This window comes from Enterococcus plantarum, from assembly GCF_001730295.1.
Classification (GTDB): domain Bacteria; phylum Bacillota; class Bacilli; order Lactobacillales; family Enterococcaceae; genus Enterococcus_L; species Enterococcus_L plantarum.
In genome coordinates this window covers 17,146-40,595 of record NZ_MIKA01000049.1, presented here as the reverse complement: position 1 = coordinate 40,595, position 23,450 = coordinate 17,146, and the positions used below count along the sequence as shown (strand labels likewise).

At 35.4% G+C, this 23,450-nt stretch carries 22 protein-coding genes; 16 read left to right on the top strand and 6 right to left on the bottom strand.

What is annotated here, in order from left to right; translation table 11 throughout:
- Positions 1–31 precede the first annotated feature (31 nt).
- The 7 genes from BCR22_RS13785 (at position 32) to trhO (ending at position 6,648) form a co-directional block, all read left to right on the top strand.
- A complete protein-coding gene (locus tag BCR22_RS13785; RefSeq protein ID WP_069655464.1) occupies positions 32–463 on the top strand; it encodes a hypothetical protein in 432 nt (143 codons plus the stop codon).
- A gap of 266 nt (positions 464–729) precedes the next feature.
- The gene (locus BCR22_RS13780; RefSeq protein ID WP_069655463.1) at positions 730–999 is read left to right on the top strand and encodes an ACT domain-containing protein; all 270 of its coding nucleotides are present in this window, start codon (positions 730–732) and stop codon (positions 997–999) included.
- A gap of 142 nt (positions 1,000–1,141) precedes the next feature.
- The gene (locus BCR22_RS13775) at positions 1,142–2,485 is read left to right on the top strand and encodes a PFL family protein (RefSeq protein WP_069655462.1); all 1,344 of its coding nucleotides are present in this window, start codon (positions 1,142–1,144) and stop codon (positions 2,483–2,485) included.
- A gap of 133 nt (positions 2,486–2,618) precedes the next feature.
- Positions 2,619–3,008 carry a DUF1149 family protein gene (locus BCR22_RS13770; protein ID WP_069655461.1) on the top strand — a complete coding sequence of 130 codons (390 nt, stop codon included), beginning with the start codon at positions 2,619–2,621 and terminating at the stop codon, positions 3,006–3,008.
- Between the two features lie 425 nt (positions 3,009–3,433).
- Complete coding sequence (locus tag BCR22_RS13765) at positions 3,434–4,825, top strand: L-cystine transporter (protein WP_069655460.1); 1,392 nt, start codon at positions 3,434–3,436, stop codon at positions 4,823–4,825.
- 291 nt (positions 4,826–5,116) lie between these two features.
- Positions 5,117–5,491, top strand: coding sequence for a VOC family protein (locus BCR22_RS13760; protein WP_069655459.1), 375 nt, complete (start codon positions 5,117–5,119; stop codon positions 5,489–5,491).
- A 215-nt stretch (positions 5,492–5,706) separates the two neighbouring features.
- On the top strand, positions 5,707–6,648 hold the full coding sequence (gene trhO / locus BCR22_RS13755) for an oxygen-dependent tRNA uridine(34) hydroxylase TrhO (protein ID WP_069655458.1): 942 nt from the start codon (positions 5,707–5,709) through the stop codon (positions 6,646–6,648).
- A 54-nt stretch (positions 6,649–6,702) separates the two neighbouring features.
- Here trhO and BCR22_RS13750 read toward each other — a convergent pair whose 3' ends face one another.
- The 3 genes from BCR22_RS13750 to BCR22_RS13740 all read right to left on the bottom strand — a co-directional run bounded on the left by BCR22_RS13750 (position 6,703) and on the right by BCR22_RS13740 (position 10,826).
- Complete coding sequence (locus tag BCR22_RS13750) at positions 6,703–7,806, bottom strand: SLC13 family permease (protein ID WP_069655457.1); 1,104 nt, start codon at positions 7,804–7,806, stop codon at positions 6,703–6,705.
- 124 nt (positions 7,807–7,930) lie between these two features.
- A complete protein-coding gene (locus BCR22_RS13745; protein ID WP_069655456.1) occupies positions 7,931–8,668 on the bottom strand; it encodes an amino acid ABC transporter ATP-binding protein in 738 nt (245 codons plus the stop codon).
- A gap of 1 nt (position 8,669) precedes the next feature.
- Positions 8,670–10,826: an amino acid ABC transporter substrate-binding protein/permease gene (locus tag BCR22_RS13740; RefSeq protein WP_069655455.1), complete on the bottom strand. Its 2,157-nt coding sequence runs from the start codon at positions 10,824–10,826 to the stop codon at positions 8,670–8,672.
- 465 nt (positions 10,827–11,291) lie between these two features.
- Here BCR22_RS13740 and uvrB point away from each other — a divergent pair, with 465 nt between their 5' ends.
- From uvrB to BCR22_RS13705, 7 genes are all read left to right on the top strand, one after another.
- Positions 11,292–13,286, top strand: a complete 1,995-nt coding sequence (gene uvrB, locus BCR22_RS13735) for an excinuclease ABC subunit UvrB (protein ID WP_069655454.1) — start codon at positions 11,292–11,294, stop codon at positions 13,284–13,286.
- Between the two features lie 36 nt (positions 13,287–13,322).
- Complete coding sequence (uvrA, locus tag BCR22_RS13730; RefSeq protein WP_069655453.1) at positions 13,323–16,139, top strand: excinuclease ABC subunit UvrA; 2,817 nt, start codon at positions 13,323–13,325, stop codon at positions 16,137–16,139.
- A gap of 445 nt (positions 16,140–16,584) precedes the next feature.
- Entirely contained in the window at positions 16,585–16,791 is a 207-nt protein-coding gene (locus BCR22_RS13725; RefSeq protein ID WP_069655452.1) for a hypothetical protein, read from the top strand.
- A gap of 389 nt (positions 16,792–17,180) precedes the next feature.
- Complete coding sequence (gene rapZ / locus BCR22_RS13720; protein ID WP_069655451.1) at positions 17,181–18,065, top strand: RNase adapter RapZ; 885 nt, start codon at positions 17,181–17,183, stop codon at positions 18,063–18,065.
- Positions 18,062–19,060 carry a gluconeogenesis factor YvcK family protein gene (locus tag BCR22_RS13715; RefSeq protein ID WP_069655450.1) on the top strand — a complete coding sequence of 333 codons (999 nt, stop codon included), beginning with the start codon at positions 18,062–18,064 and terminating at the stop codon, positions 19,058–19,060. The genes rapZ and BCR22_RS13715 overlap by 4 nt, the downstream gene beginning before the upstream one ends.
- 30 nt (positions 19,061–19,090) lie before the next feature.
- Complete coding sequence (gene whiA, locus BCR22_RS13710) at positions 19,091–20,026, top strand: DNA-binding protein WhiA (RefSeq protein WP_069655449.1); 936 nt, start codon at positions 19,091–19,093, stop codon at positions 20,024–20,026.
- A 6-nt stretch (positions 20,027–20,032) separates the two neighbouring features.
- The gene (locus BCR22_RS13705; RefSeq protein WP_240485891.1) at positions 20,033–20,275 is read left to right on the top strand and encodes a hypothetical protein; all 243 of its coding nucleotides are present in this window, start codon (positions 20,033–20,035) and stop codon (positions 20,273–20,275) included.
- A gap of 15 nt (positions 20,276–20,290) precedes the next feature.
- On the opposite strand, the gene BCR22_RS13700 is transcribed toward BCR22_RS13705, so the two are convergent.
- From BCR22_RS13700 to BCR22_RS13690, 3 genes are all read right to left on the bottom strand, one after another.
- Positions 20,291–20,812 carry a DsbA family protein gene (locus BCR22_RS13700; RefSeq protein WP_069655448.1) on the bottom strand — a complete coding sequence of 174 codons (522 nt, stop codon included), beginning with the start codon at positions 20,810–20,812 and terminating at the stop codon, positions 20,291–20,293.
- A gap of 104 nt (positions 20,813–20,916) precedes the next feature.
- Positions 20,917–21,513, bottom strand: coding sequence for an ATP-dependent Clp endopeptidase proteolytic subunit ClpP (gene clpP / locus BCR22_RS13695; RefSeq protein WP_069655447.1), 597 nt, complete (start codon positions 21,511–21,513; stop codon positions 20,917–20,919).
- Between the two features lie 420 nt (positions 21,514–21,933).
- A complete protein-coding gene (locus BCR22_RS13690; protein ID WP_069655446.1) occupies positions 21,934–22,401 on the bottom strand; it encodes a TM2 domain-containing protein in 468 nt (155 codons plus the stop codon).
- A 234-nt stretch (positions 22,402–22,635) separates the two neighbouring features.
- Between BCR22_RS13690 and BCR22_RS13685 the strand changes: the two genes are divergently transcribed.
- Together BCR22_RS13685 and BCR22_RS15880 are read left to right on the top strand one after the other, a co-directional pair.
- The gene (locus BCR22_RS13685; protein ID WP_069655445.1) at positions 22,636–23,151 is read left to right on the top strand and encodes a hypothetical protein; all 516 of its coding nucleotides are present in this window, start codon (positions 22,636–22,638) and stop codon (positions 23,149–23,151) included.
- Positions 23,152–23,229: 78 nt separating this feature from the next.
- Positions 23,230–23,352 (top strand): hypothetical protein, encoded by a 123-nt coding sequence (locus BCR22_RS15880; RefSeq protein WP_276205067.1) that lies wholly within the window; start codon positions 23,230–23,232, stop codon positions 23,350–23,352.
- Positions 23,353–23,450: the final 98 nt, after the last annotated feature.

The following is a 23,450-nucleotide window of genomic DNA, read 5'->3' as shown; positions in this document are numbered from 1 at the left end:
TTGAGATAATAGGAAAGAAAAGAGGGATCATATGGGACAAATTTGGCTAGAACGATTACTTCGTTGGAATGCAAAGATTCAAAAACTATTAGTAGGAAGATATGCTCGAATGGATCAATTGAACAATACCTTAATGAAGGCGAGTTTGGTCCTATTATTGCTTAATCTATTTTTACCGACCTCAATTGCGTTTTGGATAGCAGTGGCTCTTTTACTATGGATTAACTACCGGTTTTTCTCTAAAAGAATATATCCACGCTCAAATGAAAATACGCGATACGTTTTAAGAATACAGCAATTAAAAAAGAAATTCGAGACAACAAAAATTAAGCTCAAAGAACGGAAGATTTATACTTATTTTAAGTGTCCAACATGTAAACAACAATTGCGAGCACCGAAAGGGAAAGGGAAGATCAAAGTCACTTGTTCGACCTGTAAAGAACAATTCAACAAAATAGTTTAAGTGCAAATCTTCTGAGATGATCAAGTACGATCTCAGAAGGTTTTTTGTACCAATAATTACCGAACAATCACTAAATTTCCTATGTTTTTTGTTCTGATTTTTTATTAATAACTGAACAAATTATGATATAATAGGAAAAACTTATGTGGATGGGTGAACTTCTCAGGAAAAAGAAAAAATGAGACACTGAACAGATTTACTTTTTTTTTATTTTCTTGTCAAGTCTATTAGAACTCTTTCAGCTTTTAAATTTAGGAGGAAACGATATGCGCGCAGTATTAACTGTAATTGGGAAAGACAAAGTAGGAATCATCGCAGGGGTCAGTCAAACGTTAGCAGAGTTGAATATGAATATTATTGACGTTTCACAAACCATCATGGATAGCTATTTTACAATGATGATGGTATTGGAGATTTCGAAAGAAAAGAATGATTTCGAAGCGATTCGGTCTGAACTGAATACTTTAGGTGAAAAACTAGGTGTGACAATCAGCATTCAAAACGAAGAAATATTCAATGTGATGCATAAACTATAAGGATAAAAGCTGTATTATTTGTTATAAATACTTAGTACCTTATAAAGATATAAAATAGGCTTATGGCAAAAAAACGTAAAGGCTAAATTTTTCGTTCAGAGAAGTTTAGCTCTTTCAGCTTTTAAATTTAGGAGGAAATTTTTTGGAAACCAATCAGATTCTAGAAACAATTCGCATGATCGAAGAAGAAAATTTAGATATTCGAACCATCACAATGGGGATTTCGTTGTTAGATTGCATTGATAGTGACAGTGATAAAGCTTGTCAAAAAATCTACGATAAAATCACTCGGTTGGCTAAAAATTTAGTTAAAGTTGGAGAAGAGATCGAATCGGAGTATGGTATTCCGATTATCAATAAGCGGATTTCTGTCACACCAATTGGAATCATTGCAGCCGCAAGTTCAGACAAGAACTATGTAAAATATGCGAAAGCTTTGGATAAAGCAGCTCAAGCAGTTGGAGTCAATTTCATCGGTGGCTTCAGTGCACTAGTCGAAAAAGGCTACCAACATGGTGATGAGATCTTGATTAATTCGATTCCTCAAGCGTTAGCAGAAACACAATTTGTTTGTTCTTCAGTAAATATTGGATCAACTAAAGCTGGAATTAATATGGATGCAGTTCGCCATATGGGCTATATAATCAAAGAAACAGCAGCAAAATCTGATATGGGTTGTGCTAAATTGGTCGTATTTGCTAATGCGGTGGAAGATAATCCATTTATGGCAGGTGCTTTTCATGGAGTCGGAGAAGCAGATTGTGTGATCAATGTAGGTGTCAGCGGACCTGGTGTGGTCAAGCGAGCACTTGAAAAAGTCAAAGGAGAACCCTTTGATATTGTGGCAGAAGTCGTAAAACAAACAGCATTTAAAATTACGAGAATGGGACAATTGGTTGGGAAAATAGCGTCAGATCGGTTAAATGTTCCGTTTGGTATCGTCGATTTATCGTTAGCTCCAACTCCTGCTGTCGGTGATAGTGTAGCCTATATTTTAGAGGAAATGGGCTTGGAAAGCGTTGGGACTCATGGGACAACAGCAGCTTTGGCTTTGTTGAATGATGCAGTGAAAAAAGGCGGCGTAATGGCTTGTAACCACGTTGGTGGATTATCTGGCGCCTTTATCCCAGTTTCAGAAGATGCTGGAATGATCGATGCGGTCAATAATGGTGCACTAAATCTGGAAAAATTAGAAGCGATGACAGCCATCTGCTCCGTTGGTTTAGATATGGTTGCGATACCTGGTGAAACATCAGCTGAAACAATAGCTGCAATGATCGCAGATGAAGCGGCAATCGGTGTCATTAATCACAAAACAACAGCTGTTAGACTTATACCGGCTGAAGGAACAAAAGTAGGTGATATGGTTGAATTCGGCGGATTATTAGGCAGAGCGCCAGTCATGAAAGTTAATGATTATGCCTCAACCGACTTTATCCTACGCGGTGGTCGAATTCCTGCACCGATCCATTCATTTAAAAATTAGATTAAAAAAAGTATCCGAGCATTTGTGACAAAAAGATGTGTGGTATAATAAAAATATAGATATACTATGCTTTATTCTATTGTAATTGGATAGAGAAAATAGTTATTGAGCTAAAAAAAGGAGATTTTAATTCATGGAAATAAAACGTCAACAAGAAGTCGTAGAGGCTTTTCATTACGATATGCGTACTGAAGATATGGGAGAAGTAGAGACCGATCTTAGAGTTGGGTTCTCGCCAATCGAATCAACAGATGAAAACTACCCAAAGGAAAATTCAATCATCGCCGCTCGTTTAGAATTTCGTCTAGTATTTGAAGAGTATGTTTTGTCAGGTTCAGTTAGCCAAATCAATCATATCATCAATCATAAAATCAAAAGCCAAGAGGATATTTCCCAAGAAGAAGTGGATGAGTTAGTTAGTCCGCTATTCAGTATCGTACAGCGTATGGCGTATGAAATTACTGAAATCGCCTTAGACAAACCAGGTATCCAATTAAACTTCCAGTCTGCGGTTGAAGAATAATCAGGATAAGATGATCCATTTAAATAATTAAATTATACATTTAAGAGTTTGCGATAGTTTTTGACTATCACAAACTCTTTTTTCTATCATTATAGAAACAAAATAGTATCCATTCCCTTTTTAAATCAGTTACAATAGGTTTATCACTGAAAATGAAGGTATTTATTTTCAGGGCGGATTGTTGAAGAATGATCCCCGGGAACCTTTACTTCCTTTGATGTACTTGTCATTTGTAATATTTAGCTTCAAGAGTTAGCACTACTCCTTGCTTCGATCGTATCAAGTTCTAAGCGCACAAGCTCTAAGAAAGAAGGTTTCGGGGAAAAGATAAAAACAAGCGAGAGAAAGAATGTCTCATGTGTTTTTTGATTTTCTTGTCAAGGCTTGACGAGCTCTTTCGGCTATCAAATTTAGGAGGGAAAAAAATGACAACACTCATCACTGTTTTAGTGGTCCTTGCATTTCTTGCTGTGTTATACGTCTTTTATCGTATGCAAACTAAACACTATAAATTTTCTACTCGTGTTTTTGCCGCATTAGGTGTTGGTATTGTATTAGGTGCAATTATTCAATTCGCATTCGGTACTCAAGACAAAGTCACAACGCAAGCAATGGAATGGATCGGTATTGTAGGTAATGGATATGTAGCATTTTTACAAATGCTCGTAATCCCCTTGGTATTTGTTTCTATTGTCGGAGCATTTACTAAGATGAAAGAATCCAAACAACTAGGTAAAATCAGTTTCAATGTACTAGCTACATTGCTAGGCACAACAGCTGTTGCTGCCTTGATAGGAATTGGTACAACATTATTATTTGGGCTACAAGGTGCAAAATTTACGCAAGGAACGGCAGAAACGGCACGAATTGCAGAACTTGCAACGAGACAGGAAACCGTTGAAAACCTATCGATTCCCCAACAAATTTTATCCTTTATTCCTAGAAATGTCTTTGCAGACTTTGCAGGAACTCGTGCAACAAGTACGATTGGTGTAGTAATCTTTGCAGCATTTGTCGGCATTGCATACTTAGGTATTAAAAGAAAAGCACCGAAAGAAGCAGAATTTTTTGCTAATTTGATCGATAGCCTATATAAAATCACAATGCGCATCGTGACATTGGTTTTACGTTTGACACCTTATGGAGTTTTAGCATTGATGACCAACGTTGTTGCGACAAGTGATTTTGATGCGATCCTTAACTTAGGTAAATTTGTTTTAGCGTCATATACTGCGTTGATTTTTGTGATGCTCGTCCACTTATTGATCTTAGTTTCTGTTAAAGTAAACCCAGTGACATATTTGAAAAAATCTTTTCCTGTATTGAGTTTTGCTTTTACGTCAAGATCAAGTGCTGGCGCATTGCCTTTAAATATTGAAACACAAACAAAAGCATTAGGTGTTGATGATGCAACAGCAAACTTCGCAGCAAGCTTTGGCTTATCAATCGGTCAAAATGGCTGTGCTGGGGTTTATCCTGCAATGTTGGCGACAATCGTTGCACCGACTGTGGGCATCGATGTCTTCAGTTTAGAATTTATTTTAATGTTAGTTGCGATCGTCACAATCAGCTCATTTGGTGTTGCTGGTGTCGGTGGTGGGGCAACGTTTGCTTCATTGATTGTTTTAGGTTCAATGAACTTACCAGTTGCAATCGTGGGCTTAGTAATTTCTGTGGAACCATTGATCGATATGGCTAGAACAGCCATTAATGTAAGTGATAGTATGGTGGCTGGTGTCGTAACTAGTTCACGAATCAACGAGTTAGATCGTGATGTGTTAAACGATAGTAAATTAGTTATTGAAGAAAATGCATAAAATAGGATCTCTTCTCTTCCCCAAGAAAATTAATGAATAAAAGTAAGAGGCTGAGACAGAAACGCTTATTCCCGAGAAATAAGAAGGGCTTGCTTCTATTGCCATCGTTTATTCGCATTTAGGGTGTGATACAAAAGTGATGTTTACTTTTGTGTCACACCCTTACTTTCTTTCTTAATATGGTTTTATTCAAGCGCATTTATTTTCATAAATCCCTACCATAAGCTATGATAAAAAGTATATAATGATAAGGCGATTGTGTTAATATAAAAAAGATAAGGAGTTAAAGACATGTTTACGAACCAAATAAAAATAATGTTATATGTAACAAATGTAGAGGAATCAAGTCAATTTTGGCAAAAAATCGGCTTTGTGGAAAAGGAAAGAGAGGCTGTTGACGGCACTCTTGTCGTTGAGATTGCCCCAAGCGAAACGGCAGAAACAATGATTGTTTTATATGACTTAGCATTTATTCAACAACATTCACCAGAAGTTGCTGGAAATACGCCATCATTGATGTTTTTTGCTGATGATGTCATCAATTTATATAAAAAAATGAAAGATGCTGGTGTGCGTGTTGGTGAATTAGTTCAGCTGCCAACTGGACTAGTCTTTAATTTTGCGGATAATGATGAGAATTATTTTGCAGTGTCTGGACAAGAATAAGTCAATTTAGACCGAAAGCTTACGCTTTTCAAAAGAAAAACGTAGGCTTTTTTTATGTATTTTTTGCAGCACCACCTGTGCATTTTTACACAAGCAAATAGTTCGCTTTTACTGATTCTTTTTTTATATACTGAATACGTATGATTAGAAAATAAGAACTGTACGGTTATTTTGGAGATAGCTAGGCAGTTTCGAGGAAAAAGGAGCAAGATAAAATGGATTACCGCGTATTACTTTATTATAAATATACGACGATTGAAAACCCTGAAGAATTTGCAAAGGAGCACCTTGCTTTTTGTAAGTCTTTAGACTTAAAAGGTAGAATTTTAGTCGCAACAGAAGGAATCAACGGTACACTTTCAGGTACGATTTCTGATACAGATGCTTATATGGAAGCGATGTTAGCAGATGAACGTTTTAAAGATACTTACTTTAAAATTGATGAAGTACCAGAAAACGCCTTTCATAAAATGTTTGTCCGTCCTAGAAAAGAACTGGTTTCTTTGAACTTGGAAGAGGATGTGAATCCGTTAGAGCTAACTGGGAAATATTTAGAACCAGCTGAATTTAAAGAAGCATTGCTTGATGAAGATACAGTTGTTATTGATGCTAGAAATGATTATGAATATGACTTAGGGCACTTTAGAGGCGCTGTTCGTCCTGATATTCGTAACTTTAGGGAATTACCACAATGGATTAGAGACAATAAAGAACAATTTATGGATAAAAAAGTGGTTACTTACTGTACTGGTGGTATCCGTTGTGAGAAATTTTCTGGCTGGTTGATCAAGGAAGGATTTCAAGATGTAGCCCAACTTCATGGTGGTATCGCGGTTTACGGAAAAGATCCAGAGACACGAGGCGAGCTATGGGACGGGAAAATGTATGTCTTTGATGAACGAATCAGTGTTGAAATCAATCATGTTGATAAAAAAATTATTGGGAAAGATTGGTTTGATGGAACACCTTGCGAACGTTACATCAATTGTGCAAATCCTTTCTGTAATAAACAAATTTTGGCATCGGAAGAAAACGAAGCGAAGTACCTTGGCAGCTGTTCAGATGAATGTCGTCATCACCCAGCGAATCGTTATGTGCTAAGAAATGAACTTTCAGAACAAGATGTGAAAGCTAGACTTGAAGCCATTGCAAATTAATGAATGCAAACAAAAACACGAAACAACGCGATTTATCGTTTTGTCTCGTGTTTTTTATAGTATAAAGGCAAAAAATAGGATAAAACCAAGTAAAAACACAACGTTTACAGCAGTGAATTGCAAAAGAAATGATGTTGATTGATCCGGATAATATTCTTTATATAATTTAAATCCAATCAAATTAGCTAAAGAAGCAATAATAGTTCCCAAGCCTCCGACATTGACACCCCAAAAAAGTGCCTGAGATTGCTCTGTAAAAGGAGCAATTAAAATAGCGGCAGGAACATTACTGATAACTTGGCTGACAAGAATACTGCTGAAAAAAGACCGTGAACTTGTCGTAAATTGATCCTTTATGAAAGAGGAAAGTACCTCGACTTGAGCAAAATTGCCAACAGCAATAAAGAAAAAAATAAATGTCCACAATAATTTATAATCAATTTCTGAAACCGTTTTTCTATCATAAATAGTGAGAAGGATGATGGCAATCGGAATGACGAAATAATAAGGGAAAATAGCAAAGACACCTAAAAGAATGCCCCCCCCAATCATACTTAAGAATAGTGCTTTAGGCCTGTTGATCCTTGGAACTAAATTATGCTGTGTGGGAATCGGACTCTTTTTTATGAATAAAAAGGAAATTAGTAAAAATAGTACTGAAGAAAAGAGTAATACAATAGACCATTTGAAAAAAGATAAGGTGGAAAGAGAATAATAAGAAAATAAAAACAGATTTTGTGGATTACCAAAAGGGAAAAAACTACTGCCTAAATTTGCAGCAACAATCAGTAAGACAGCTCCTAAAATCTTATTCTCCATTTTGGGGAATTTCTTGATGATCGTTAAGTAAATCGGCATCAACGTAAGGATCGCAACATCATTGGTCAAAACCATAGAACTAAGGAATGACAAGATGACAATATTTCGAATAAGACTACGAGTGGTGGAAGAAAAATCGATCATTTTCTCAGCAAAATAGGTTAGGATACCTAATTTCTCAAGGTTCTTCACAAAAAGCATCAAACCCAACAAACAAAAAATGACTTTAAAATCAATTGAGTTGAAGGAAAATTTGCCGAATGCACAGCTGATAATAGCAATTAGAAAAGAAAGTGAAAATAATAAATCTTCAGTAAAAAATGTATAAAGTCTCTTCATTTAACAACACTCCTTATATAGTCTGTTCAAATTTACTTTAAAAAAACGAATTTATCAAGTGTAATGCTAAATAAATAAAAAAGATAGATTGCTCTGCAATAGAAGCAATCTATCCCTTTTTGGATCAAATATTAAGTACTTTATCCAAGAAATCTTTTGTTCGTTCATTTTGTGGATTTTCAAAGATTTGTTGTGGTGAACCATCTTCTAAGAAATTACCACCATCGATAAACATTACACGATTTGCTACTTCTTTCGCAAAGCCCATTTCATGTGTAACGATAACCATCGTCATCCCTTGTTTTGCTAATTTTTTCATAACATTCAATACATCACCAACCATCTCAGGATCGAGTGCAGAAGTTGGTTCGTCGAACAGCATGATGTCTGGATTCATTGCTAAGGCGCGAGCGATTGCCACACGTTGTTTTTGTCCACCAGATAAAGATTCTGGGTAGCTGTCTTTTTTATCAGCTAAACCGACTGTGTCTAAAAGCTTAATTGCTTTTTCTTCAGCTTCTTTCTTAGAAAGACGACCTAAATCAGTTGGGGCTAAAGTAATATTTTCCAGGATCGACAAGTGAGGGAACAAATTAAAATGTTGGAAAACCATTCCAATATGCTGGCGCACTTTGTTGATATTGGTATTCTTATCGGTTAAATTAGCACCATCGATAATAATATCGCCGCTAGTCGCTTCTTCAAGCTGATTTAAACAACGAAGGAACGTACTTTTACCAGAACCAGAAGGACCAATAACACATACAACATCACCTTCTTGGATCGATACATTGATATCATTAAGAACAGTATTATCGCCATATTTTTTTACTAAGTGTTCTACTAAAATTTTTTCTGCCATATTATTTCACCTTCTTTTCCCAAACTTTAGCCAATTTCGTCAAGGCTGTGATCAAGATTAAATACATCATTGCAATTACGAAGTAAACCATCGTACTTTGTAAGTTTCGAGCAACAATGATTTTACCAGTTTGCAATAATTCAATCAAGCCGATTGCAGATAGAATAGTTGTATCTTTTAAAGAAATAACAAACTGATTGACGAAAGAGGGGATCATGATTTTGATTGCTTGTGGCAAAATGATTTTTTGCATCGTTCGGTTGTATGAAAGACCTAAACTACGAGAAGCTTCCATTTGGCCGACGGGTACAGCATTAATACCGCCACGTACGATTTCAGAAATATAAGCACTTGCATTTAGGGTTAAAGTAATGATTCCAGCAAGGAAAACGGGAATATTAAAGCCTAAAATTCCAGGTAAACCAAAATAGATAAAGAAAGCCAGTACCATTAACGGAATACCTCGGATGATATCAACATAAATAGTAGAAATAACACGTAACGTTTTAGACGGAGAAGCACTAAATAATCCGAATAGAACGCCGACAATCAACGCTAAAATAAATGAAATCAGAGTTAATTGAATAGTCATCCATAAACCACTTAAAAGACGTTTCCAGTTATTTTGGATCATACCAACAAATGTTGATTCATCTACTTTGTTTTCAGTAGAGCCATCTTTTACATATTTTCCGATAATCTCATCATATTCGCCAGTTCGTTTTAATTCAGCTAATCCTTCATTGAACATTTGGATCAACTCTGGATTTTTTCCTTTCTTAACTGCAAAACCATATTTTCCTCCTTCTTCACGAGGAATAGGTGTTGCTAACGGTTGTTTTTGTGCAACGCCATACCCGATAACGGGGTAATCATCCATCATTGCATCGATTTCGCCGATTTCAAGAGCGCTATATAAAGCATCAGTTGTATCTAAGTATTTGACTGTATAGCCGTATTTATCTTTGTTGGCTTCTAGAAAATCAGCACTTTCAGTTCCGATTTTAGCACCAACTTTTTCTCCTTTTAAATCTTCGTAAGAGTGAATCTTGTCATTGCCCTTTTTGACCGCAATTTGAATCCCGCTGTTAAAGTAAGGTGTAGAGAAGTCAAAAGATTTTTCACGCTCATCTGTAATCGTCATTCCTGCGATCATTGCATCAGCTTGACCAGACTCAACTGCTTGAACGGCAGAACTAAATCCGATGAATTTAAATTCAATATCAAAATCTTGAAGTTCAGCAATACGTTGAACGAGATCAACATCGATTCCTTCATATTTACCATCAGAGTTTTGAAATTCAAATGGGGCAAACGTAGAATCACTAGCAATTACATAGGAATCTTTTTTAGGTTGAATCTTTTTCATTTTAGAATCAGTATCAGTTGTTTCAGTTCCAGTGGAAATATACTTACCGACAATCTCATCATATTTACCTGAATTTTTTAATTCTTTCAATCCAGCATTGAATTTTTCGATCAATTCTTTGTTTTGCCCTTTTTTCACAGCAAACCCATAAGAACTTCCCGTTTCTTTTTTACCAACTAAATGAAGTTTTTGTCCATTTGTTATGGCATAGCCCAATACAGGATAATCATCGAAGATCGCATCAGCTTCGCCATTTTCTAGCGCTTGATAAAGACCTGTTGCATCATCAAAGTTTTTGATGGTATAGCCATATTTTTCTTGATTTTTCTCTAAGAAAGTAGCACTTTCAGTTCCAACTTTCGCTGCGACAGTTTTGCCTTTTAAATCTTCGTAACCTTTGATTTTATCATTGCCTTTTTTGACCGCCATTTGTAAGCCACTATCGAAATAAGGATCTGAAAAGTCAAAAGATTTTTTTCGCTCATCCGTAATGCCCATTCCGGCGATCATACCGTCTACTTGTTTTGATTGAACTGCTTGAATAGCACTGTCAAACCCAAGTGGCTTTAAGTTTACTTTGAAATCTTGATCATCAGCGATTGCGTGAAGCAAATCAACATCGATTCCAACATACTCACCATTTGAATCTTGGAATTCAAATGGTGCAAACGTTAAATCTGTTCCTATATTATATGTTTTTTCCTCAGCTTGAGCATTCTGTCCAAGAGTAAATGTTAGTAGACTTGCCATCATTACAATAAATGACAGTAAAAAGTGTTTCCTTTTCATAAAATACCTCCTATATTTGCATATTGGATAATTATATAGTAAGAAAAGGCAAAAGCACAAGTCATTCACAATGAGAAAATCAAAAAAAACTCATTTTCTAACATTCTATGTAATAAGATGTTACATATCGGGGTAGGGAAATACAAAATAAGATTAGCTCAAACAGTATTCCGTTAAATTTATAAATACAAACAAAAAATTAAATAAAATGTAAATTATCAAAAATTGCGTATATACAACCTGTTCTAAAACTAGCGAAAATATGTTCGGTATGTTAAAATAATGACAGGAGTTTCTATTTAAATTTTACGCTGAAAATTCCTATATGAAGAATAGATGTACAAGTTGAAAACAGAATGACTGTAGAGTTATCCTGCTGTATGCCTGAGAGTACTTGGTAGATAGCGCTGTGTATTTTTAATCAAAGTGACGCAACAATTAAATAAAGTAAGAGGAGGATGTTGGATGATAGAAAGAGAGACCTCCAATACATTTGACTTAGTATCAAAATATAAGCCGGATGGGGATCAACCAGAAGCAATCAAACGATTAGTTGAAGGAATCGAAGGTGGAGAAAAAGCACAAATATTGTTAGGTGCTACTGGAACTGGGAAGACCTTCACGATTTCAAACGTAATAAAAGAAGTAAATAAGCCAACGTTAGTTATTGCCCATAATAAAACATTAGCTGGACAGCTTTATGGAGAGTTTAAAGAATTCTTCCCTAATAACGCAGTCGAGTATTTTGTTAGTTATTATGATTATTATCAACCAGAGGCTTATGTTCCTTCTAGCGATACATATATAGAAAAAGATGCGAGTATCAATGACGAGATCGATAAATTACGACATTCAGCAACTAGTTCTTTATTAGAAAGGAACGATGTTATTGTAATCGCCTCGGTTTCTTGTATTTTTGGCTTGGGAGATCCTAAGGAGTACAGTGAACAAGTCGTTTCTATTCGCGTAGGCATGGAGATGGAGCGTAGTAAGTTATTGACTGATTTGGTCAACATTCAATTCGAACGAAACGACATTGATTTTCAGCGTGGACGTTTTCGTGTACGAGGAGATGTAGTAGAGATTTTTCCAGCATCCCGAGACGATCATGCACTAAGAGTCGAGTTTTTTGGCGATGAAATTGAGCGCATCAGAGAAGTTGATGCGTTAACCGGCGAAGTGATAGGTGAGACAGAACATGTCGCAATTTTCCCAGCAACTCACTTTGTGACCAATGAAGATCATATGGAACATGCAATTTCACAAATACAAGAAGAATTAGAAGCACGATTAACGGTTTTGCGTAATGAAAACAAATTATTAGAAGCGCAAAGACTGGAACAAAGAACGAATTATGATATCGAAATGATGAGAGAAATGGGCTATACATCTGGTATTGAAAATTATTCACGCCATATGGATGGTCGTTCAGAAGGGGAACCGCCTTATACGCTGATTGATTTCTTCCCAGATGATTTTTTACTTGTGATCGACGAGTCTCATGTCTCGATGCCACAAATTCGTGGTATGTATAATGGCGACCGTGCTAGAAAACAAATGCTGGTAGATTATGGTTTCCGATTGCCAAGTGCTTTAGATAATCGCCCCTTACGCCTTGAAGAATTTGAAGAACATGTGCATCAAGTCGTCTATGTTTCTGCAACACCCGGACCTTACGAGCATGAGCAAACAGATACTGTGATTCCACAGATTATTCGGCCAACAGGATTGCTAGATCCATTGATTGAAGTTCGTCCAATTATGGGACAAATTGATGATTTAGTTGGTGAGATCCATGATCGTGTAGAGAAGGATCAACGTGTATTTATCACCACGTTAACGAAGAAAATGTCTGAAGATTTAACGGATTACCTTAAAGAACTAGGAATCAAAGTGAAATATCTTCATAGTGATATCAAAACATTAGAACGAACGGAAATCATTCGAGATCTACGTTTAGGTGAATTTGATGTGTTGATTGGGATCAACTTGCTTCGTGAAGGATTGGATGTTCCAGAAGTATCCTTGATTGCAATTTTAGACGCAGATAAAGAAGGATTCTTGAGAAGTGAACGTTCATTGATCCAAACCATCGGACGTGCGGCTCGGAATTCGGACGGACGAGTGATCATGTACGCAGATAAAATCACTGATTCCATGCAAAAAGCTATGGACGAAACGGCTCGACGTCGTTCAATCCAAGAAAAATACAATGAAGAACATGGCATTACACCAAAAACCATCATTAAAGAAATTCGTGAGTTGATTTCAATTTCTAAAACCAATGAAAAAGGTGAAACAATAAAAATCGATAAATCTTACCATGAACTAAGTCGCCAAGAAAAAGCAGATTTATTGATGAAATTAGAAAAAGAAATGCGGGATGCAGCGAAAGCATTAGACTTTGAAACAGCAGCGACTTTAAGAGATACGATTTTGGAGTTGAAAGCAGCAGAATAAAAAAGTGGCTGTGTTTCACAGCAAAGGAGATAAATAATGGCAAATGATAAAATCGTTATTCATGGCGCGCGTGCACATAATTTAAAAGATATAGATGTTACGATTCCTCGTGACAAGATGGTTGTCGTTACTGGATTATCTGGTTCTGGGAAAAGTTCACTCGCCTTTGATACACTATATGCTGAAGGCCAGCGCCGTTATGTTGAAAGTCTTTCAGCTTATGCTAGACAATTTTTAGGTCAAATGGATAAACCAGATGTTGATAGTATCGATGGATTGAGTCCAGCGATTTCTATCGACCAAAAAACAACGAGTAAAAATCCACGTTCAACAGTAGGGACAGTTACAGAAATTAATGACTATTTGAGACTGTTATTTGCTCGTGTTGGGCATCCGATTTGTCCTAATGATGGTACTGAAATCACGAGTCAATCTGTTGAACAAATGGTAGATAAAGTGTTGGAATTACCAGAAAAGACTAAACTTCAGGTCTTAGCGCCTGTCATTGTTAAGAAAAAAGGTCAGCATAAAAAAGTCTTTGAAATGATTCAACGCGAAGGATATGTTCGAATGCGTGTTGATGGAGAAACCTATGATGTAACGGAAGCGCCTGAACTTGAAAAAAATAAAAAACATGATATTGCGATTGTTATTGACCGAATCGTGGTAAAAGAGGGGATCCGTTCTCGTTTGTTTGATTCATTTGAAGCGGCCTTACGTTTAGCGGATGGCTATGCATTAGTTGATGTGATCGATGGGGAAGAAATGCTTTTTAGTGAACATTACGCTTGTCCATATTGCGGCTTTACAGTGGGGGAATTAGAACCAAGATTATTCTCTTTCAATGCACCTTTTGGAGCATGTCCTGATTGTGATGGATTAGGAATAAAATTAGAAGTCGATCGTGATCTTGTTATTCCGGACTCAACAAAGACACTGCGTGAGGGCGCAATCGCACCTTGGAATCCAATAAGCTCACAATATTATCCGCAAATGTTGGAGCAAGCAGCTGACAGTTTCAATATTGACATGGATACACCATTTGAAGAACTACCAGAAGAACATCAAGATATTATTTTAAACGGATCCAATGGGGAAGTCTTCCATTTCCATTATGAAAATGATTTTGGCGGAGTTCGTGATGTAGAAGTTCCTTTTGAAGGTGTTTTAACTAATATCAAACGTCGTTATCATGAAACTAATAGCGATTTTACTCGTGATCAAATGCGTTTATACATGACCGAATTAACTTGTCAAACGTGTAAAGGATATCGTTTGAATCCTCAAGCTTTATCAGTCAAAATCGATAATACAAATATCGGTCAAGTTACCGAATTAGCGATTAAAAATGCAATTGAATTTTTTGAAACAGTGACGTTATCTGAGCAAGAACAAATGATTGCGAAACCCATCTTAAAAGAAGTGGAAGATCGTTTGAACTTTTTAAAAAATGTTGGTTTGGATTATTTAACTCTTAGTAGAGCAGCTGGAACGCTGTCAGGTGGAGAAGCACAACGTATTCGCTTAGCGACACAGATTGGTTCAAACTTATCTGGTGTATTGTACATTTTAGATGAACCGTCTATTGGACTGCATCAACGAGACAATGACCGTTTGATCGAATCACTCAAGAAAATGCGTGATTTAGGCAATACATTGATTGTTGTTGAGCACGATGAGGATACGATGCGAGCATCTGACTATTTGATCGATGTGGGGCCAGGCGCTGGACATTTAGGTGGGGAAATCGTTGCTTCAGGAACACCTGATGAAGTAGCTAAAAATCCTAATTCTTTAACCGGACAATACCTATCAGGCAAAAAAGTGATCCCAGTCCCTAAAGAGCGTCGTAAAGGCAATGGTAAGAAAATCAAAGTAACAGGTGCGGCAGAGAACAATCTGAAAAATGTTACTGTTGAATTTCCATTAGGAGAGTTTGTTGCAGTAACTGGAGTTTCTGGATCAGGAAAAAGTACATTAGTAAATCAAATATTGAAAAAAGCTTTAGCACAAAAGCTTAATCGAAATTCAAATAAACCAGGTAAACACAAAAATATTACTGGTTATAAAAATATAGAAAAAATTATTGATATTGATCAAAGTCCGATTGGCCGCACACCGAGAAGTAATCCTGCAACTTACACAAGCGTTTTTGATGATATTCGTGATCTGTTTGCGAAAACCAATGAAGCAAAAGTCCGTGGCTACAAAAAAGGACGCTTCAGCTTCAATGTTAAAGGTGGCCGCTGTGAAGCGTGTCGTGGGGATGGGATCATTAAGATCGAGATGCATTTTTTACCAGATGTCTATGTTCCTTGTGAAGTTTGTCATGGCAAACGCTACAATTCTGAAACACTGGAAGTTCACTATAAAGGAAAGAATATTTCTGATATTTTAGATTTAACTGTAGAAGATGCAGTGGAGTTCTTTAAACACATTCCTAAAATTCATCGTAAATTAAAAACCATTGTTGATGTGGGATTAGGCTATGTCACTTTAGGACAGCCTGCTACTACATTATCTGGTGGGGAAGCACAGCGCATGAAATTAGCGAGTGAACTGCATAAAAATTCGAATGGTAAAAATTTCTATATTCTAGATGAGCCTACAACTGGGTTGCACACGGACGATATTGCTCGTTTACTTGTCGTGTTAGAAAGACTCGTTGAATCCGGTAATACTGTGCTTGTTATTGAACATAATTTAGATGTAATCAAGTCAGCAGATCATGTTATTGACTTGGGGCCAGAAGGTGGAGACGGTGGCGGAACAATTGTTGCAACAGGAACACCTGAAGATATTGCTAAAGTCAAAGCAAGCTATACAGGTAAGTATTTAAAGCGAGTTTTATAAATTGGTATACTCCATTATTTGGAAATAGTATTAATATTTTTAAAGAAAACATGAAAGGTGAATAAAAAATACCTATTGCTATTGATTTCTATAGATTTTTAAAGTAAAATCGCACTTAGATAGGTATATTGTTCAACCTAATTGGTATATATCTGTCCTTCTATAAATAATCCGTTCAAAAAAGAAAAGTACAGCCTTCGTTGTTGAAAGGCTGTACTTTTTTTGCTTTAAGACTCTATAGTTTCATTTGAAAAAATAAAAGTGAACTATTTAATAAATTATAATTAGAGGAAAATAATAAATAAAATGAAAATTAGTGTTTTTTAATCACTTAAATTTAAAAATAGTCAAAAAAAGAAAGTATCTTTACGTAAGTTGAATGATATTTTTTTTGAAAACATGATATTCTATATTTATCAAAAGAGTATGAAAGGATGATTTTTTCTTGGAAAAGAAAGAAATAAAAATCGGCGCTCATTATGTTTGTCATGGATCGAATTTTTCTTGGTTTTTTGTAGGAGAAGCTATTTCTAAAAAAGAAGAAGATGTGCAGGTCAGAGTTGTTAAGTGCCATCCTACAGATCGTCCCGTCATCAATTGTGATGATCCTATTTTGAATTTAGATTATTTTAATGTGATTGAAGATGCTTAATTTTACTAAGGCAAAAATTTGGGATAGTAAACGGAAGTTGATCAGTCCTGTCCAGATAAAGATATACATAATGAATAAAAATGGTAGACAATAACAAGAAGCTAGAATGAACGATAAAAGTTTATTCTGCTTTTTTTATTTTTTTGAAGAACTATTTTAAAGATAGTAATAAAATATATTTGAAAAATAGTTTGTATTTCAATTGATTCGATGTAAAGAAAGAAAACATTTAGCTAGGATAGAGAAAATTTGAGAGTAAAAAAATATTCTTATTCACAATTCTAAATTGATAAGAAGAGTTGAATAGGTATGAAAATTGGTTGAAAAGCTTTCTTTGATACGCCCGGGATGCTATAATTAATAAAATGTTTCAAAAGGGGCGCTAAGAAATGGTTGATAATTTACAATTAGTTATAATCACTGGAATGAGCGGAGCTGGAAAGACTGTAGCCATTCAAAGCTTTGAAGATATGGGGTATTTTTGTATTGATAATATGCCGCCAAGCTTGATTCCTAAGTTTTGGGAATTAATCAAAGAATCTGGAAAAGTAACAAAAATCGCATTAGTGATCGATTTACGTTCTCGTAATTTTTTTAGAGAAATTCAAGATATGTTAGTTGAACTTGAAAATACGAATCTGATTGATACAACAATCATGTTCTTAGATGCAACAGATGAAGAACTTGTTTCTCGATATAAAGAAACTCGTCGTGCGCATCCACTAGCGATGGATGGTCTGATTACAGAAGGAATTAGAAAAGAACGAGCGATCCTTGAAGAAATTAGAGGAGATGCCCAAGTTGTGATCGATACAACTGAATTATCTCCAAGACAATTACGAGAAAGAATCAATGAGGAGTTTAAATCTAGAGATACACATGAGTTTCGCGTAGAACTTGTTTCATTTGGGTTTAAATATGGCTTGCCTATTGATGCGGATATTGTGATGGATGTTCGTTTTTTACCAAATCCACACTATATACCAGAATTAAGACCCTTGACAGGTCAAGATTCATCTGTATATGAGTATGTTATGAGTTTTCCAGAGACTGAGAGTTTCTATACTCGATTTATTGATTTGTTGAAAAATGTAATGCCAGGGTATGAAAAAGAGGGGAAATCAAGCGTTACAATTGCGATTGGTTGTACAGGCGGACAGCATCGTTCGGTGGCATTAACAGAACGTGTTGGCAAAGAACTTGAAAAGGACTATCATGTTAACATTACCCATCGTGATAAAGGAAAGCGTAAAGAGACGGTGAATCGCTCATGAAAATGAAAACGTACCGGATTAGAAAACCTAAAATCGTTGTGGTTGGGGGAGGAACTGGGTTACCAGTTATCCTAAAAAGTTTACGGAATCAAAGTGCGGATATTACAGCTGTTGTGACCGTTGCCGATGACGGAGGCAGTAGCGGTGAAATTCGAGAGTCAATGAATATGACGCCGCCTGGGGATTTACGTAATGTACTAGTAGCTTTATCCGACATGCCTCAATTATATGAAGATATTTTTCAGTATCGTTTTAATAAATCGGATAAATATTTTGCCAACCACGCAATTGGAAATTTGATTATTGCGGCTGTTTCAGAGATGCGCGGCAGTACATATGAAGCAATTCAGCTGCTTTCAAAAATGATGCATGTGGATGGACATATTTATCCTTCATCAGAAAGACCGCTGACGTTACATGCTGTTTTTAAAGATGGTTCTATTGCAGTCGGTGAATCCAATATTGCAGTTGATCGAAAAACAATCGACCATGTTTTTGTCACAAATACACATGATGATGAACAGCCAAAAGCTGCGAGAAAAGTAGTCAAAGCAATTGAAGAGGCGGATATGATTGTTTTAGGACCAGGAAGTATGTTTACCAGTATCCTACCGAATTTAGTAATCAAAGAGATTGGGGAAGCAATCATCAATGCGGAGGCTGAAGTGGTTTATATTTGTAATATCATGACTCAAAAAGGTGAAACGGAACATTTTACTGATGCTGATCATGTTTGTGTATTGCATGAACATCTTAAAAGTAAATTTGTGGATACTGTTTTAGTTAATACTGAAAATGTACCTGATGGATATATGGATCCAGAGGTTTATGATGAATATTTAGTTCAAGTGGAACATGATTTCAAAAAATTGAGAGATGAAGGGTGTCGTGTGATTTCTACGGACTTTTTAAAATTGCGTGACGGTGGTGTTTTTCATGATGGAGACAAAGTAGTGGATGAACTATTTCGTATTGTATTCGGCGCAAGATATTAAAGAGTAAGAACAAGAGAGGAGGCGTGGAGATTGTCTTTTGCAGCAGATGTTAAAAAAGAGCTAACAACTTTAGAGGTACATCGTGAACATGCGCGAGCAGAATTAGCAGCATTGATCCGGATGAACGGTTCATTAAGCATTGTGAATCAGCAATTTGTATTGAATGTTCAAACTGAAAATGCAGCAATCGCCAGACGAATCTATTCTCTTTTAAAAGATCATTATGATGTTCGTTCAGAATTGTTAGTTCGGAAAAAAATGAAATTAAAAAAGAATAATGTGTACATCGTAAGACTAAAACAAGATACGAAAAGTGTGCTTGCTGATTTAGATATTTTAGATGGAATGATGTTCAATACTCATGTATCAGAAGATATTATGGGGAACTCACAAAAAATGAAATCCTATTTAAGAGGTGCATTTATGGCTTCAGGCTCAGTCAATAATCCCGAGACAAGCCGTTATCATTTGGAAATATTCTCGATTTACGAGGAACACAATGATGATATTTGCAAAATGTTAAATTATTATGATTTAAATGCACGGACATTGGAACGTCGAAATGGGTATATTTCCTATCTAAAAGGAGCTGAACAAATCGCTGATTTTCTGACACTGATCGGTGCGACAAATTCTATGCTGAAATTTGAAGATGTCCGGATCGTTCGTGACATGCGTAATTCGGTGAATCGATTGGTCAACTGTGAAACGGCGAATCTCAATAAAACAATCGATGCAGCATCAAAGCAAATCGAAAATATTCAGTATATCGAAAGTGTAGTTGGATTAACTGCCTTACCAGGAAAATTACAAGAAATTGCTGAATTACGTTTGGAGTATCCAGAAGTGAGTTTAAAAGAATTAGGTGAGATGATCCCATCAGGTGCGATTTCAAAATCAGGAATCAATCATAGAATTCGTAAAATCAATGAATTTGCAGACAAACTAAGAGAAAAAAGTGCGTAACTTCTTATGGATTGCTATAAGACAATAGCAGAAAGTTGGGTGATAATGATGGGCGTAGAAGATAAAGATTTTATCATGAGGCAAATCAAACAACTCGGGGAAGGTCTAGGGAATTTTCTCGGAAAAGAAGATATTGACAAGATTCTAAGTTTTGGCGAAGATGCTGAAAAAGAAATTAAAGACTCTGCAATGGAAAAAAAAGCGGGTATTGATAGTAGTTCTAAAAAAAAAGAGACCAAGCCTAGCTAACTTGGTCTCTTTTTTTTATTTGCCTTCTATATAACGTATCAATTCTTCTTTCGTAATTGATTCATCAAAAATATGTTCACCAATAACTATTGTTGGCACAAATTTGATAGTTGCAGCTGCCGCTTCTTCAATCACAGCTTGGACGATTGAAGTCTCTTCTTTTTTAGGTAATTGTAAATTATCTTCAGCAAAAATAGCCACATCTTCTAAAGAAAGGTTTCCCCATGTATCTTGTGTATCATACATTTGTTTCAAATCAGTCAAAGCTTTTTCAGGCAAATCATAATTAATATGGTGATGCATTACGTTACCACGTTGCAGACTTTCTTTTTCTTTATCTAATAGTTTGATGATTCGTTGAACTTTGCCTTCTTTAACATATTCATTCAATAAATCAAAAGATTCCTCAAACCATTTTTTACAATACGGGCAGCGAACATTCATAAATTCGACCATCTTTACTGGAGCCGAGTCTTTTCCAACTGCCAAACCATTTTTTGTTGTAACTTTTGTTGCATCGATAATTGAAATATCCATTTTAGTAACATCCTTTCATTTCTGCTATCTTTAGTGTAGCGCTTTTTGCAATTAGTTTAAATAAAAATGCCCAAAATTTTCAAAAGAAATTTTGGGCATTTTTATTATTTGCCTAAAGAACTGCTATTTTCCATTACTTCATCAATCAAACCATATTCTTTTGCTTGTTGCGCAGTCATAAAATTATCACGATCTGTATCGCGTTCAATGACTTCAAGTGGTTGACCTGTACGTTCTGCTAAGATTTTATTCAAACGATCACGCGTGTCAAGAATATGTTTAGCAGCAATTTCGATTTCAGTTGCTTGACCTTGTGCACCACCTAATGGTTGATGAATCATGATTTCAGCATTTGGCAATGCAAAACGTTTGCCTTTTGTACCAGCAGTTAATAAGAAACTTCCCATAGAAGCTGCCATACCAAGAACAATTGTTTGTACATCAGCTTTAACAAAATTCATCGTATCGAAGATTGCTAATCCAGCAGAAACACTTCCTCCAGGTGAGTTGATATAAATATAGATGTCTTTTTCGGAGTCTTGTGCGTCTAAAAATAGTAATTGAGCAATAACTGAGTTTGCTACATTATCATCGATTGGACCACTTAACATGATGATTCTATCTTTTAATAATCGTGAATAAATATCATATGCTCTTTCTCCACGAGATGATTGTTCAATGACTGTTGGTATTAAATTCATAGTATATTCCTCCTATATAAAAACTCTTCAAATCATTTTATCACAAAGCTTATCGTAATGCTTAAAAAAAGTATACTTTATTGGTCAATAAAGGTCAACTTTAACGCTTTGAATTTTAAGAAAGAAGAAGCTTTGACTTATTTCAAAAATAGTGTGAAAAATCACTTTTATCGAGTAGATTAGAATAAAAGAGCCTGGTACATAACTAAAAAGGTTATGTTTCAGGCTCTTAGTAACCGAATAAACGGTGGGCGCAGAAGCAACTCCTTCGGAAATAAGCCGAAATTCACAAAAATTTGAAGAGCAATTTTCGTAAATTCCATCTTATTTCTCGGAGTAAAACACTTCTGTCCCAACCTCCTTAAATAATCTCAAAGAGTCTTACATTTTCATATGAGATTGATGGAGCTTACATATCTATTAAGAAGTTACTACAATATTTCCATTTTGGTCTGCAGTTTTAAGTAATGTCGCGATTGAAGTGAAAAATGCAATAATTCCAGGAATCATTGTCCAAGAGAATAATAAATACATAATTCCTTTTCCAGAAAAACCAGAATAGAACTTATGAGCACCTATTCCTCCCAATAAAAAGGCTAATAAGAAATAAACCCATTTGTTAACAACTTTACCATATTGTACATAGCCACCCACTGACTGTGTATTGTTATTTTCATTAACGATATTGATATTGATTTTATCTTGTAGATTATCTGTTGCTGCTATAGCTTTGTGGATGATCAATTCGTCTCCATCTGGAAACACATCTACGAGATCACCAATTTCTGGCTTGAAATTAAACCATTCGTATAATGCTCTGGTTGTGCTCCCATCTTCATTAGCAATAACAACATCTTCAAAATCTAATTTAATAACTTTCTTCCCCATAACGACTTCCCCACTTTTATCATAATATTATTACTGTTATATTATAGCATCAAAAGAATGAGTTATCTAGACTAATAAAGCATATTCTAGTCTTTTGGAAAAATAATAATATAGTAAGGACAGATTTGTTTTAGGAATTGAAAAAGAGACATAGTCTTTTAACATATTTTTTTGCGCTTGTGGAAGAGTATGTTATACTAAAAAAGTAAGAATTAGAAGAGTGAGGGAATCCAAATGGTTGTTTTTATTGCAGGTATAACGGGTGTCTTGATTGGTGCAGTTATCGTATCGATTGGTGTTGCGCTACGTGTAACCTATGAAGAACGCAAAGCGGTACGTTATCGTGAATTAGAAAATTTTGTCAAAGAAATAGAAACCCTGAATCTTTTGAACAAGAAAATCAATGAGATTTTACAAAAAAGAGATATTTATGTAGACAAGTCTGTGAATTTCATGTCAATGGATGATTGTTATATCAGTATCGATGATTTTATCTATTTAGAATCATTTTCGGCACAAAACAATTTCTATTTGCCTACATATTTGATTGAAGAATTTTTCAAAAAAATTTCCCATAGAAAAGTAATCTTAACACCGGATGAAGTGATTTCAATGGGCGGCAGTACATATAAAGGTGGCCGTGTGATAATAGAAAATTTTTCAGAAGAATTACTTTCAATTATTGAAGATAAAAAAAGACAAATGAAACGTTTAACACACAAACCATTGTATTATTTCCAAAGAGGATAAGATTACATAAGTAGCTGATACCCAAATGAGTCGGGTATCAGCTTTTTTGTTTTGAAGATTAAAAATAGGTGCGCAGTAATGAGTATTTTGAAAGGAAAAAAAGAGTATTCATGTCACTTATTACGTCCAAAAAAAGAGGTTTTACAGCGTTTTGCGACAATAAGTAAGAAAGTCAGTACCGACATTGTTGGAATTTTCTGAATCTTTTTATCAAATTTTATTGACATTCTCATTTATTAGGTTTATAGTTAACAAAAGCTTTTATTTATCACATGCTATTTTAATCTTTGTAGATTTTT